The organism is Polyangium sp. y55x31, from assembly GCF_029946505.1.
Taxonomy (GTDB): Bacteria; Myxococcota_A; Polyangia; order Polyangiales; family Polyangiaceae; genus Polyangium.
In genome coordinates, this window is sequence record NZ_JARZHG010000003.1 from 629,605 (window position 1) to 642,699 (window position 13,095).

The window sequence follows — 13,095 nt, forward strand, 5'->3', positions numbered from 1 at the left end:
CCTAGGCGCCGCTGCCGCCCGCGATGGCGGGCACGATCGAGATATGATCCGTCGCCTTGAGCTCGGTCGAGAGGCCGTCGAGGAAGCGGATGTCCTCGTCGCCGACGAAGATGTTCACGAAGCGGCGGACGCCCTTCTCGTCGAGCAGACGATCGCGGATGCCGGGGTGGCGCTTCTCGAGGTCCTCGATGAGCTCGCCGACGGTCGCGCCCGTCGCCTCGACCTCGTCTTTGCTTCCGGTCAGCGTGCGCAGGGGAGTGGGGATTCGAACGACAGGCATGTGGATCTCTCCGTGGGTGCTTGGGGTCTCGCTGCTATTTGAAGTACTCGTCGAGGCTGAAATACCGCTCGCCCGTGTCACAGAGCACCGTGACCACGTTGGCGCCGGGGCCGAGCTCGCGCGCGACGTCGAGCGCGACCCGAACGGCCGCGCCCGCGCTGATCCCCACGAGCAGCCCCTCCTTGCGGGCGAGCGCGACCTTCGTCTCGTACGCCGCCCGATCACTCACCGTGCGAACCTCGTCGACGTGCTCGGGGAGGTAGTTCTTCGGGACGAACCCCGGGGCGAGGCCCTGAATTTTCGTCGGTCCACGCTCGCCGCGCGAGATCGTGGCGCAGGCCTCGGGCTCGACGGCGATGATGCGGGGGCGCGGGCTCCTCCGGCGCAGCACCTCGCCGACGCCGCTCACGGTACCGCCGGTGCCGACGCCGGCGACGAACGCGTGGATCGGCTCGTTCGCCATCGCCTGCAGGATCTCGCGGGCCGTCATCTCGCCGTGGACGCGCGGGTTCTCGGGGTTGTCGAACTGTCCCGGCATGAACGCGCCCGGTGTCGTCTGGACGATCTCGCGCGCCTTCACGATGGCGCCTTCCATCTGCGCTTCGGCCTCGGTCAGGATCACCTCGGCGCCGTACGCTTCGAGGAGCTGCCTGCGCTCGAGGCTCATGCTCGCGGGCATCGTGAGCACGCAGCGGTAGCCCTTCGCCGCGCAGACGAGCGCGAGCCCGATCCCCGTGTTTCCGCTCGTCGGCTCCACGACGACGCCGCCCGGACCGAGCGCGCCGCTCGCCTCGGCGGCCTCGATCATCGCGAGGCAGATGCGGTCCTTCACCGAGCCGCCCGGGTTCTGCTGCTCGGCTTTCGCGAAGACGCGACCCCGCGGTTCTTCCGGATCGAGCCGCCGGATCTCGAAGAGCGGCGTGTCGCCGACGAGGTCGAGCACCGAGCCGACCACGCGCGGATGCGAGGGCAATGCAGGCTTTTGTCCGGGCTCGTGCATCACGCTCCTAGATGACGTAGTCCACCCGGTCGGTGCCGCCGCGGCGGAGCCCGAGGGCCTCGCCGCGCTCGACGACGTCGGCGATGGAGATGTCGTCGAAGGCCTTTTCGATGGCGGATGCGAGGTCCTTGAAGGCGGCGGCGGTCGCGTCCGGGCCGCACGGCTCGGCGCCGCGCGGGCCTTCGTCCTCGGCGGGGCAGACGACGATCGGGCCTTCGAGGGCGCGGAAGACGTCGCCGATCGTGATCTCGGAGGCGGGCCTCGCGAGGTGGTAGCCGCCGCGGGGCCCACGCTTGGCGCCGAGGATGCCGGCCTTCTTCAGGTCCTGAAAGATCTGCTCCAGGAAGCGCGCGGGGATCATCTCGCGGCCGGCGATCTCGCGGATCTGCGTGGGGCGGCCATCGTTGTGGAAGGCGATGTCGAACAACGCCCGCACCCCGTAGCGGCCCTTGTTGGACAGCTTCACGAGCAACGGGTGTAGGTTGTTGCATCGGAAAAGTCAAGAACACCCGAGGCCACCGGCGGGAGGCGCACCCCGGGGACGGGGCGGCGGTGGGTCGAGCTCGGCGAGCGCGGGGATGGGCGTTCGGCGACCGCTCGTATTGCGGCGGCTCGCGCGAATTGGGGCAATGGTTCGGGATGTTTGTCCTTAAATCACAATTCGTGTCGACACGGCGCGCGCGTGTTCGGGACGGCCGGTCCCCGGATCGCGAGCGACGTTCGGTTGTCGTCCCAACCATCAGGCCGGGTGTTTGGCCTTCCAAATCGAAGCCTTCCCCTCCCGGCGAGCGCCGGCTATCCTGTACGGGTGTCCCGCAGGCCCATCCCTACCTGGTTCTTCGCGATGGTCGTCGTGCGGCGTGGTGACGAGTACCTGCTCGTGCACGAGCGCGGGCATGGGCAAACGTGGTACCTGCCCGGCGGGCGCGTCGAGCCGGGCGAGCGGATCGTCGACGCTGCGGTGCGCGAGACGCTCGAGGAGGCCGGCGTGCGCGCGGCGATTCAGGGCGTCCTGCGCGTCGAGCACTCGCCACACCCGAGCGGGACGGCGCGCTGCCGTGTGTTTTTCCTGGCGAGGCCCGAGGGTGACCCGACCCCGAAGAGCGAGCCCGACGAGCACTCGCTCGGCGCGCGGTGGGTGAAGCTCGACGAGCTTGCCGGTTTGCCCCTGCGCGGCGAGGAGGCCCGGGAGATCTTGAATGCGGTCGCCGCCGGCGCGCCCTCTTACCCGCTCTCGGTGCTCACGTACGAGGGCGCCGCGTGGGCGCCCCGACGTTAGCAGGCTGTCGATAAGCTCGCTACGCGCTCGCGGCGCTTCTCGACAGCCTGCTAGAGGCGATTGCTCATTTGGGCGTGGTGAGCGCGGCCGCCTGACCGGCGATGGTCTTGTCCTTGTCGTTCTTGTACTTCGCGACGTAGGCCGGGCCGTCCTTGGGATCGCAGCCAATGATGGCCTGCATCGTGTACGTCCGCGTGTTCGCGTTGACGGCGGGCGCGTCCGTGATGCGACGGGCGGCCTTGCTCCCCTTGCTGCGCTGGGCGGGCGTGAGGTCCGTCCGCTTGCAGACCTTTTGCAGCGCGATTCCCATCTCGAAGTTGATGGTTTTCTTCACGTCGATCTTGGAGAGGTCGTCGAGGAGCTTGTCCGTGAAGGACGCGCACTTGTCGATCGAGGCGAGCCTCTCCGCCGCGCGGCTCTTGACGAAATCGTCCTTGTCGGCGCGAAGGGCGTTGATGACCTTGCAGGCGTCGTCGGGAAAGTACGGGGCGAGGTCGCCGAGGGCATGCAGCGCGAGGCTGCGCCGCGAGGAGGACGCCGCTTTGCTGGACTCGATCGCGTAGGCCACGACCTTGGCGTCACGATTCGTGGAGCCAAAGCCCACCGTGCGCAGGAACGCGTCCGTGTATTCCGTGACCGGGTGCGCCTTGGCGATCGCGATCGCCCGATCGATTTTGCCCACCTTGACGAGGGGGAGGCCGGCGACGAACCTCCCGAACAGATCGCCGAGGGTCTCCTCGCGTTCCTTCTCGGCCAGGTCGAGCACGGCGTCCACGTTCGCGGCGCTGGCGGTCTCTTCGTGCAGCGTCTGGCCGAGCTTCTCGGCCGCGATGCGTCGCTCCTTGGGATCCTGGCTTCCGAGCATCTTCAGGAGCTCGGGGTTCGCCTTGCCATTCTCGAACGCTTGCTCCGCGTCGAGCCATTGCCGGAAGGCTTCGCAGTCGTCGATCACGCCGTTGTCGTCGGGGGTGCAGGCCATCACGGCCTTGCGCAGCTCCGCGAAGCTCGGCTCCGGGGGCTTGGCGTCGCCTTCGCCCTCCTCGGAGGGAGGCGCCTCGGCCGCTGCTTCGCCCTCGGGCGCGGGCGTTTCGGATTTCGGGGTCGCCTTCGTGGTGTCGGGAGCGTCGGGCGGGGGCGTGGAAGCGCCGCAACCCGCGGCGAGCGCTGCGATCGAGAAGACGAGTGCGAGGGAGAACCGGCCTTGGTGCATGGCCGGCGTCCCTAGTCGATTCCGCGCCACGCAGGAAGCTGATTTTGCGTATACTCCCCGCGCGATGGCCTTCTACCAAGCTCCCCCCGAGATCGGCAACCAGTACGACGACGACCGTGTTCTCCGCTCGTACTTGAAGCGCGTGTTCCCGTCCGACGTCCTCCGCGAGGCCGAGCCGAGCCTCCGCGAGATGGGCGAGCTCGCCGGCGGCGAGCTCTACCGGCTCCAGCTCGAAGACCGCCTGAACGAGCCCAAGCTGACGCAGTGGGACGCGTGGGGCCATCGGGTCGATCAGATCGAGGTGACGCAGCTCTGGAAACGCGCCGCGCGGATCGCCGCCGAAAAAGGCGTGGTCGCGACGGCGTACGAAAAGCGGAGCGGGGAGGTTTCGCGCGTGCACCAGTTTGCCCTGGTGTACCTCTTCGATTCCTCGACCGACGTGTACACCTGTCCGCTCGCGATGACCGACGGCGCCGCCAAGACGCTGCTCACGCACCGCGACGTGCGTGACGCGAACGATTTCGCGGCGAAAGCGTTCGCGCGCCTGACGAGCCGTGATCCGGCGCAGGCCTGGACGAGCGGGCAATGGATGACCGAGCGGACCGGCGGCAGCGACGTGGGGCTCTCCGAGACGGAGGCGCGGAAGGACGCGGAGGGGAATTTCCGGCTGTATGGGACGAAATGGTTCACCTCGGCGACGACGTCGCAGATGGCGCTGACGCTCGGCCGCCCGGAGGGAAACCCGCCCGGCGGCCGCGGGCTCGCGCTGTTTTACGTGGAGGTGTTCGGGCCGGACGGGCGCATGAATGGGATCCAGGTCAATCGGCTGAAGGACAAGCTCGGGACCCGGAAGGTGCCGACGGCCGAGCTGACGCTGGCGGGCGCGCTCGCCGTGCCGGTAAAGGGGCTCGGGGACGGGATTCGCAACATCTCGCCGATGCTGAACGTGACGCGCACGTGGAATGCGGTGTGCGCGGCGGCGGGCATTCGGCGGGGCCTCGCGCTCGCCCGCGATTATGCGCGGCGTCGCGTGCAGTTCGGCGCGCCGCTCTCGGACAAACCTTTGCACGTCGACACGCTCGCCGATCTCTCGGCCGAGGCCGAGGGCGCTTTCCACCTCGCGTTCCGCGCCGTCGAGCTGCTCGGGCGCGAGGAGGCGGGCGTGATCACGGAGTCGGAGGCGCGCCTTCTGCGCCTCGTGACGCCGCTCGCGAAGCTCACGACGGGCAAGCAGGCGGTCACGGTGCTGAGCGAGGTGCTCGAATGCTTCGGCGGCGCCGGATACGTGGAGGACACGGGGATCCCGCGTATCTATCGTGACGCGCAGGTCTTGCCGATCTGGGAGGGCACGACGAACGTGCTCTCGCTCGACACGCTGCGCGCCATGCAAAAAGAGAATCCGCTCGAGGATCTGCTCGCGGACATTCGATCGCTCGTGTCGACGGCGCCGGACGACGCGCTCCGGCGGGCGGGCGAGGGGGCGGTGGCTGCGGCGACGCACGCGGCGCGGTGGCTCGCCGAGACGTTCCAGAAGGATCCGCTCGGGGTCGAGGCGGGCGCGCGGCGCTTCGCGTTGACGCTGGGACGCGCTTACGAGCTCGCGCTGCTCGTGCGGCACGCGTCGCACGCGCTCGCGCACGAGAACGACGGTCGCCCGCGGGCGGCGGCGCTACGGTTTTATACGCGCGGGGTGGATCTCGTGCGGGACGAGGAAGATCGCGCGCTCGCCGCCGCGCTCGCCAACGACATCGCGTTCTGACGGGGGGTTGTCATGACGACCGCTGCACGCCTCGAATTCGCGCCGCCGGAGGTCGTCGTGACGAACCTCCCAGGCGGAGGCATGATCCTGCGCTCGCCGAGCCCGCTCCCGGCATATCCGCGGCACCTCGGCGAGCTGCTGTATGCCTGGGCGGATCGGGCGCCGGATCGGGTGTTTCTCGCCGAACGGGAGGCGTCCGGGGGCGTGCGTCGGGTGACGTACGGCGAGGCGGCGGCGGTCGCGGCATCGATCGGCGAGGCGCTCGCGCGGCGGGAGCTCTCGGCCGCGCGGCCAGTCGTGATTCTGAGCGAGAATGGCATCGATCACGCGCTGCTCGCGCTCGGGGCGATGCTCGTCGGGGTCCCTGTTTGCCCGGTGTCGCCGGCGTATGCGCTGCTCTCGCGTGACTTCGAAAAACTGCGGTACATCCTCGGCCTCGTGAAGCCGGGGCTCGTGTATGCGCGGGACGAGGGCCGGTTTGGCCGGGCGCTCGGGGCGCTCGACCTCGGAGGCGCGGAGGTCGTGGTGACCGAGGGGGAATCGCCCGGGACACGTTTCGACGACCTTTGCCGCGAGCTGCCGGGCGAGCGCGCGGGCCGCGCGATGGAGGCGGTCGGGCCCGATACGATCGCGAAGATCCTGTTCACCTCGGGATCGACGGGCGAGCCAAAGGGCGTGCTCAACACGCAGCGCATGCTCTGCTCGAATCAGCAGGCGATCGTGGAGGTCTGGCCATTTTTGCGCAAGAGGCCGCCGGTCGTCGTGGATTGGCTCCCCTGGAGCCATACGTTCGGCGGCAATCACAACTTCAACATGGTGCTGTTCCACGGCGGCACGCTCTTCATCGACGAGGGCCGCCCGATGCCCGATCTCGTCGAGAAGACGGTGCGCAACCTGCGTGAGGTGGCGCCGACGTTGTATTTCAACGTGCCGCGTGGATTCGATGCGATCCTGCCGTACCTCGAAAACGACGCCGGCCTGCGGGACCATTTCTTCCGGGAGCTCGACCTTCTCTTTTATGCGGCCGCCGCGCTGCCGCAGAGCACGTGGAAGCGGCTCGAAGAGGTGAGCCAAAAGGCGCGGGGCGAGCGTGTCACGATGGTTTCGGCCTGGGGATCGACGGAGACGTCGCCAATGGTGACCACGGTGCATTTCCCGATCGATCGCGCGGGCGTGATCGGCCTTCCCGCGCCCGGCTGCGAGCTCAAGATGGTGCCGAACGGCAGCAAGCTGGAGATGCGCGTGCGCGGGCCGAACGTGACGCCCGGCTATTTCGGACGTGAGGACCTCACGCGCGCGGCCTTCGACGAGGAGGGGTTTTACAAGATCGGCGACGCGGGCAGGCTCGCGGATCCGGCGGATCCTTCGAAAGGCATCGTCTTCGATGGACGCGTGGCCGAGGATTTCAAGCTGACGAGCGCGACGTGGGTGCACGTGGGCCAGGTGCGGATCACGGCCATCGCCGCGGCGGCGCCCGTGATCCAGGATGCGGTGGTGGCGGGGCACGATCGGGACGAGATTGGCCTGCTCGTCTTTCCGAGCCTCATCGGGTGTCGTTCGCTTTGCCCGGACGCGAAGGAGCTGCCGCTCGAATCCCTCGTGCAGCGGCCGGAGGTCCTTTCGCACCTCGCGGCGGGCCTCCACGCATACAACGAGGCGCACCCCGGCAGCAGCACACGAATCGCGCGGGTGATGTTCCTGGTCGAGCCACCGAGCATCGACGCCAGCGAGATCACCGACAAGGGGTACATCAACCAGCGCGCGGTCCTCACGCGCCGCGCGGGCCTGGTCGAGGCACTCTACCGCGACGGCGAGCCGGGCGTGATCGTGATTCCGTGACGATTCGTGACGTCATGTCTCGACGCGGGTCGAGGCCGGACGTGACGCAAAGTGTCACGTTTTGCGCGAACGTTTTTGGATCCCGTCGTTCGCGGTGGGGATTATGATGTCGGGCTCACGAAGAAGGGAGCCCGGATCATGTACGTTGCGCGTTGGCAGTTCACGGCCCGGTTCGGTCGCAGGGACGAGTGTCTCAAGGTGCTGCGGAAGTGGTACGTCGACGTGGCACAACGCATCGGCTGGCGGTCGTTGCGTGTCCTCTCCGGCAGCATCGGCGGGCCCGAGTCGCTGGTCGAGCTCGAAGTGCCGATCGATAACGTGGACGACCTCGAAGCGGCCTTCCGCGATATGGCCGCCGTGCCGTATCACGCCGAGTACCAGAAGCAGCTCGCCGGCGTGATCGTGGACGGCTCCGAGCGCTGGACGATCCACCGCGTGGCCGACCTGACGCCGACGGAGAGCTGAGCCGAGCTACGCGACGACTTCCTCCGGCGTCTTCGCCGCGAGGACCCGCGCCGTCCACTGATCGAGGGCGGCGGAATCCGCTGCCTCGATACGAGCAACGACGGCCTGAGGCAGCTCGCCGAACCGAAGGCGCAGGAGCTGGAGCATGGTGCGACGTTGACCGCGGAGGAGCCCTTCTTGGGCCCCTTCCTGGCGTCCTTCCTGGCGTCCTTGCTCCTTGGCCTGGCGCTCCCACATGTCCATGATTTCTTGCGTGTTCATCAGCAACTCCTCGTCCGTGGGGGTGACAGGGGCCGTCGCGGCTTCGATACGGTAGCGTATCAGGATCGGCAGCGCGATGCATCGCTCGAAGTCGTCCGCCCCGAGCGTTTTGAGCTCCCCGATGGCGCGTCGAAGGGTTCGTCCGCGTCCCATGAGCCGGAGAAGCAAGGTCGAGCGGTCCTCGGGGAGCTCGCTCGCGACGACGACCGAGGTGTGGAGGCCGGGCGCAAAGGCATACACGCCACGCGGCCAGGCGCGCTTGCTACGCGCCGCGAGCGCACGGAGGCCCTTCGTGGGGCGCCCGGAGGAGAGGACCCATAGATGAGGCAAGGGCGGGGGCGATTCACGTCCGAGGAGCACATGCCTCAAATTGAGCTGCTTGCGGACGCACGAGACGATCTCGGTGTCGTCGGGGGTGTCGGAGAAGACCTCGAACGTGCACGCCGAGCGGCTCATCCGGCCGAGGAGGCTCGCGCCCACCGAGGAGGAGCGCGCCGGATCGGGGACGAACCAGCCGTCGACACGTTGAGGATCGGGGCTCACCTCGACTTCCGGCGTGAAGACCCCGAGGGGCGCGAGCGCCGCGCGGAGGAGCTGCTTGAAAGCCTGGTCGTAACGTGTGTGCACCCCGGCGAACGTTCCACGCGAGGGGGATTTCGTCAAAGGGGGTGTGTCGAGGCCCGAGTTTGTCTCGGAAAATTTGCGTTTGGCGGGGCGAAAGTTTCTACGCGCGCAGCACCCGCGCGGCCCGTCCCTTCGCCGTCGACGTCTGCTTGAGCTTCACGCGTCCTCCGGCGGCCCGCTTGCCCCGGCGATCGAACACGATCACCGTGCCGCTCACGAGTTTTTCCGCGTCGAGCACGTCCTCCAAGAACCCGACCGCGCGCGCTTTCGCGCCCGGCTCTCCTTTGCGCCGCGAGACCAGGACGAACGCCTCGTGTTGCTCGTCCCCGTTCGGGAGCGGCACGCGCAGCATGACGTCGATCCGGCCGTGCGAGCCGCCCCAGCGGACATCGACCCAGCCGCGCGGCTCGACCATTCGGTAGAGGTAGCCCAGGAAGACGAGCTCGGGCGCGACCGCCTCGTATGCCGCGTCCGCGACGAGATGGCGAGCGTGCGTCGTGTAAAACACCGCGAATGCGTGAAGGAGCGCCTCGACGTCGAGGGCGCCGTCTGTCGTGTAAAACCGCGCCGGGTCGTCCGTGATGGCGCGCCCGACGCCCGAGGCGAGCAGGCGCGGGACGAGGGCGCGGTGGATGCCGCTTTCGATACGCGCAGGGTCGTCCTCGGCGAGCAGGCCGAGGTCGCGCGTGTGGCGGATGTCGTCCTCGCGGGCCCGCGCGACGCGCGCCGTGCCCGCAAGGAGGGGCTCGACGACGCGGCGGACGCGCGGCTCGGCGAGGCGCGCGGCGAGGGCGTCGATCGGGGTCGTGCGGTGATCGACGAGGTGATGGATGGCCGTTCGGACGTGCGTCTCGCGGATGGGTTCGGCGCGCGGGACGGTCGTCACGAGCTCGCGGCCGAGCGCCTGCACGAGGAAGGGATGCCCCGCGGTCGCCTCCCGCGCGGCCCGGATCGCGGCCTCGTCGAAGGTTTGCCCTGTTTCGTGGGTGTGCTGGGCATACAGCGCGCGAATCTCGTCCCCGGTGAAGCTTCGAAGCGATTCGGGCGAGAGCGCCGTCTCGAAGGGTCCCGTGAGGCCCGGACGAACGGGCGCGTCATCTGCCGCCGCGAAAGGTTCGAGGCGTAGGTCGAGCGTTCCCGAGAGAACGACGGACCAGGGAAATGCCGCGGGGCGGCGCGGGAAGCCGATCTCGAGCTGCCGCAGGACCGTCCGGAGCGCGGCGCCGTGCAGCGTGTCCGTGCCGTCGAAAAAAAGGACGATCGGGCGAGGACAAACCCGCGCCCAGGCCGAGAGCGGCGCCCAGATCCGCGTGCCGTCCGCCGAGGCGGGCAGCGGCGGCGGGCGCAGCTCGGGCGGCAGATCGTGCTCCGCAGAGAGGCGAAGCGAGGCGAGCAAGGCTTCCTCGGCGCACGCGACGTCGTCCCCAAGGGGCTCGCCGACCTCGGCGGAGACCACGAGCGCGGCATACCGACCCGACCGGAGGAGCTCGGCCGCGAGGGCGCGCAAGCTCGTGGTCTTGCCCGTGCGCCGCGGCGCGCGCACCAGCAGATACGCGCCTTCGTCGACGAGGCCGAGGACCTCCGCGAGCCGCGGCGCCGCGGGCAGGTGATGGTGGCGCGCGGGATCACAAGGACCCTCGGTGCTGAAGGTGCGCATGGGCGAGGCGCAGGATATCGAAGGGGGGCCTGGCCGAGAAGCCTCGGGCCTTCGCGGAAGGTCAGCTGAAGATCGCGCGGAAGAGCAGGAAGAACAGCGCGGCGAGCGTCATCGAGGCGGGCAGCGTGAGCACCCAGGCGAGGCCGATGTTGCGCACCGTCGAGCCCTGCAGGCCCGAGCGCTGCGCCACCATCGTGCCCGCGATGCCCGAGGAGAGCACGTGCGTCGTGCTCACCGGCAGGCCGAGCCACGCCGAGACGCCGATCGTGCTCGCCGCGACGATCTCGGCCGAGGCGCCTTGCGCGTACGTGAGGTGGCTCTTGCCGATCTTCTCGCCGACGGTGACGACGATGCGCTTCCAGCCGAACATCGTGCCGATGCCGAGCGAGAGCGCGATCGCCACGAGGACCCAGTTCGGCGCGTACTCCGTGAGCGCGCGCAGGGCCTTGCGCTCCTCCCCGAGCTTCTTCGCCTCCTCGGGCGTGAGGCCGAGGTGGCCGCCCTTCTGCATGTTGTCGATGGACTTGTCCGCGAGCAGGAGATCCTGCCGGAACTTGAAGCGATCCATCGGCGGGATCTCCTTCGCCGACTTGCGGCCGTCGAGGAAGTGGTGGAGCTCGCCGAGGCGCACGAGCGTCTTCTCGGCCTCCGCCTTGGAGTGCTGATCGTAGTGGTCGCGGACGAGCGCCGCGACGTTGTCCGTGGCGCGCAGCGTGCGCTCGAGCTCCGCAGGGCTCGCGTCCATGTTGATCGCGAAGCCGGCCGGGACGAGTCCGATCAGGATGAGCATCACGAGGCCGACGCCCTTCTGGCCGTCGTTCGAGCCGTGGGCGAAGCTCACGGCCGCGCAGGTCGAGACGAGCAGGGCGCGGGTGCCGCGCGGCGGCGGCGCGTCCTTCGGCGGCGCCTCGAGCAGCTTCTTGTTCGTCGTGTAACGCTTGATCAGCACGACGAGCAGCGCCGCGAGGCTGAAGCCGAAGAGCGGCGAGACGAGCAGCGCGATGCCGATGTCCGCGGCCTTGCTCCAGCTCACGCCGTCGCCGAACTTGTGTCCGGGCAGGAGCGAGTTGGCGATGCCGACACCCAGGATCGCGCCGATGAGGGTGTGGGAGCTCGACGCGGGTAGGCCGAGGTACCAGGTGCCTAGATTCCAGGAGATCGCCGCGAGCAGGAGGGCGAGCACCATCGCGAGCCCCGCGCCCACGCCGCTCGAGACGAGCAGCTCCACGGGCAAGAGCTTCATGATGCCCATCGCGACCGCGATGCCGCCCGCGAAGACGCCGACGAAGTTGCAGAGGCCGGAGAGGACGACCGCGACGTGGGGCTTGAGGGAGTTCGTGTAGATGACCGTCGCGACCGCGTTGGCGGTGTCGTGAAAGCCGTTCACGAACTCGAAGCCGAGGGCGATCAAAAGGCAGAGGGCGAGGAGCGCGCGCACCCCATTGCCGAGCGACGGATCGAGAAGAGCCTCCATGAACACGAGAGCCTTTCGGCGCCCCGTGGGCTGCTCATCCGCGCCATGACCCGAGGGGTCTCGCGCGTTGGAGACGCGGGGCGCCGTCTCCTTACTGGAACGAGCGCCTGCATGCTAGGGACAGGTCCGTCACAAGGGCGTGACAGACCGATGTCCGACGGGTGGATATTTCGTTAACGAATGCAATCCCGTGTCCTGGGCTGCTTTCCCCGGGGCGAGTTCGGTGGGGGCGGGAAGAGCAGCGCGAGCAGCAAAATCCGACGTCAACGGGTCGGGTTTCTCTTCAGGGCGGCCTCACGGAAGGCGCGAATCCCGAGCGTCACGGCGTGATCCAGGCCGAGCTCGGACTCCGCGAGGGCGAGCGCGCGGTCATAAAGCGAGATCGCTTCGTCCACGCGGCCTTTGCGTTCGAGGAGGTTTCCGAGGCGGACCAGGGTGGGGCGGATCTCGGCCGGATCGCCGCGTGTCGCTCCGGCGTGGGCGGCGAGCGCGCGGCGGTAGAGGTCCTCGGCCTCGTCGGCGCGGCCCTCGGCCTCGACGAGGGTCGCGAGGTTGTGCTGCGCGAGCGCGAGGAGACCTCCGCCGGTCCGCGCGTCGGTCTCCGTGAGGATGTCGATCGCGCGGCGCAAGGAGCGCGCTGCGTCGTCACGACGGCCCGACGCCGCGAGCACCGTGCCGAGGTTGTAGAGGGCCTCGGCCGCGGGACGTGATCGCGCGCCGAAGACATGTTCGGTCGTGGTGAGGGCGCGGGCGAGGAGGAGCTCGGCCTCCGCGGTTTGCTTCTGCTTGCCGAGGAGCAGGCCGAGGCGGCCGGCGACGTCGGCGATCGCGGCCTCGTCGGGGCTGCGCATGCGCTCGTAGCCCGCGAGGAGCCGACGGTAGAGGCGGATCGTCTGGTCGAGGCGGCCTTCGCGTTCGTGGATCGCGGCCGCGAGCTCGTAGAGCTTCGGCAGGCGGGGCTCGGTGGGCGCGCCGGCGAGCGCCTCGGCGATGCGAATGGCCCGCGTGCAGGCGGCGAGCGCGTCCTCCGTGTGGTTCGTCGAGAGCCGCGCCGCGGCGATCACGTAGAGCGGCGTCGTGAGCTCGGCCGCCTCCGCGCCGAAGACCTCTTCCCCGATCGCGAGCGCCTCCGACGCGACGGCCTCGGCCTCGGCCTCCTGCTTGCGTTCGAGCAGCGCGGGCAAGGCCGCGAGCTTGCGCTCGAACGCTCGCTTTCGCAGGGCGCGGCGGAGGCGACGCAGCATGCG

Annotated in this window: 12 protein-coding genes; 4 read left to right on the forward strand and 8 right to left on the reverse strand. The window is 69.2% G+C overall.

Features of this window, described 5'->3' with window-relative positions:
• Position 1: 1 nt before the first annotated feature.
• The 3 genes from QHF84_RS08810 to QHF84_RS08820 are packed head-to-tail and all read right to left on the reverse strand — an operon-like array spanning position 2 to position 1,746.
• A complete protein-coding gene (locus QHF84_RS08810; RefSeq protein WP_281312753.1) occupies positions 2-280 on the reverse strand; it encodes a MoaD/ThiS family protein in 279 nt (92 codons plus the stop codon).
• A gap of 34 nt (positions 281-314) precedes the next feature.
• On the reverse strand, positions 315-1,280 hold the full coding sequence (cysK, locus tag QHF84_RS08815; RefSeq protein ID WP_281312754.1) for a cysteine synthase A: 966 nt from the start codon (positions 1,278-1,280) through the stop codon (positions 315-317).
• 7 nt (positions 1,281-1,287) lie between these two features.
• Positions 1,288-1,746: an Rrf2 family transcriptional regulator gene (locus tag QHF84_RS08820; protein ID WP_281312755.1), complete on the reverse strand. Its 459-nt coding sequence runs from the start codon at positions 1,744-1,746 to the stop codon at positions 1,288-1,290.
• 342 nt (positions 1,747-2,088) lie between these two features.
• On the opposite strand from QHF84_RS08820, the gene QHF84_RS08825 reads away from it, so the two are divergent.
• The gene (locus QHF84_RS08825) at positions 2,089-2,559 is read left to right on the forward strand and encodes an NUDIX hydrolase (RefSeq protein ID WP_281312756.1); all 471 of its coding nucleotides are present in this window, start codon (positions 2,089-2,091) and stop codon (positions 2,557-2,559) included.
• Positions 2,560-2,623: 64 nt separating this feature from the next.
• Here QHF84_RS08825 and QHF84_RS08830 read toward each other — a convergent pair whose 3' ends face one another.
• On the reverse strand, positions 2,624-3,769 hold the full coding sequence (locus tag QHF84_RS08830; RefSeq protein WP_281312757.1) for a hypothetical protein: 1,146 nt from the start codon (positions 3,767-3,769) through the stop codon (positions 2,624-2,626).
• Between the two features lie 64 nt (positions 3,770-3,833).
• Here QHF84_RS08830 and QHF84_RS08835 point away from each other — a divergent pair, with 64 nt between their 5' ends.
• The 3 genes from QHF84_RS08835 (at position 3,834) to QHF84_RS08845 (ending at position 7,832) form a co-directional block, all read left to right on the forward strand.
• Positions 3,834-5,528 (forward strand): acyl-CoA dehydrogenase family protein, encoded by a 1,695-nt coding sequence (locus QHF84_RS08835; RefSeq protein WP_281312758.1) that lies wholly within the window; start codon positions 3,834-3,836, stop codon positions 5,526-5,528.
• A 12-nt stretch (positions 5,529-5,540) separates the two neighbouring features.
• Positions 5,541-7,367 carry a feruloyl-CoA synthase gene (locus tag QHF84_RS08840; RefSeq protein ID WP_281312759.1) on the forward strand — a complete coding sequence of 609 codons (1,827 nt, stop codon included), beginning with the start codon at positions 5,541-5,543 and terminating at the stop codon, positions 7,365-7,367.
• Between the two features lie 138 nt (positions 7,368-7,505).
• Entirely contained in the window at positions 7,506-7,832 is a 327-nt protein-coding gene (locus QHF84_RS08845) for a hypothetical protein (RefSeq protein ID WP_281312760.1), read from the forward strand.
• Positions 7,833-7,838: 6 nt separating this feature from the next.
• Here QHF84_RS08845 and QHF84_RS08850 read toward each other — a convergent pair whose 3' ends face one another.
• The 4 genes from QHF84_RS08850 to QHF84_RS08865 all read right to left on the reverse strand — a co-directional run bounded on the left by QHF84_RS08850 (position 7,839) and on the right by QHF84_RS08865 (position 13,092).
• Positions 7,839-8,720, reverse strand: a complete 882-nt coding sequence (locus QHF84_RS08850) for a hypothetical protein (protein ID WP_281312761.1) — start codon at positions 8,718-8,720, stop codon at positions 7,839-7,841.
• Between the two features lie 97 nt (positions 8,721-8,817).
• Positions 8,818-10,374, reverse strand: coding sequence for an ATP-binding protein (locus tag QHF84_RS08855; protein WP_281312762.1), 1,557 nt, complete (start codon positions 10,372-10,374; stop codon positions 8,818-8,820).
• Between the two features lie 61 nt (positions 10,375-10,435).
• Positions 10,436-11,848, reverse strand: a complete 1,413-nt coding sequence (locus QHF84_RS08860) for an inorganic phosphate transporter (RefSeq protein WP_281312763.1) — start codon at positions 11,846-11,848, stop codon at positions 10,436-10,438.
• Positions 11,849-12,111: 263 nt separating this feature from the next.
• Positions 12,112-13,092, reverse strand: a complete 981-nt coding sequence (locus tag QHF84_RS08865) for a tetratricopeptide repeat protein (RefSeq protein WP_281312764.1) — start codon at positions 13,090-13,092, stop codon at positions 12,112-12,114.
• Between the last annotated feature and the right edge of the window lie 3 nt (positions 13,093-13,095).

Bases quoted from the DNA above. Each gene is read 5' to 3' on its own strand.
- QHF84_RS08840 (WP_281312759.1), top strand. From the start codon at position 5,541: ATGACGACCGCTGCACGCCTCGAATTCGCGCCGCCGGAGGTCGTCGTG.
- QHF84_RS08810 (WP_281312753.1), bottom strand. From the start codon at position 280: ATGCCTGTCGTTCGAATCCCCACTCCCCTGCGCACGCTGACCGGAAGC.
- QHF84_RS08830 (WP_281312757.1), bottom strand. From the start codon at position 3,769: ATGCACCAAGGCCGGTTCTCCCTCGCACTCGTCTTCTCGATCGCAGCG.
- QHF84_RS08865 (WP_281312764.1), bottom strand. From the start codon at position 13,092: ATGCTGCGTCGCCTCCGCCGCGCCCTGCGAAAGCGAGCGTTCGAGCGC.
- QHF84_RS08835 (WP_281312758.1), top strand. From the start codon at position 3,834: ATGGCCTTCTACCAAGCTCCCCCCGAGATCGGCAACCAGTACGACGAC.
- QHF84_RS08860 (WP_281312763.1), bottom strand. From the start codon at position 11,848: ATGGAGGCTCTTCTCGATCCGTCGCTCGGCAATGGGGTGCGCGCGCTC.
- cysK (WP_281312754.1), bottom strand. From the start codon at position 1,280: ATGCACGAGCCCGGACAAAAGCCTGCATTGCCCTCGCATCCGCGCGTG.
- QHF84_RS08855 (WP_281312762.1), bottom strand. From the start codon at position 10,374: ATGCGCACCTTCAGCACCGAGGGTCCTTGTGATCCCGCGCGCCACCAT.
- QHF84_RS08845 (WP_281312760.1), top strand. From the start codon at position 7,506: ATGTACGTTGCGCGTTGGCAGTTCACGGCCCGGTTCGGTCGCAGGGAC.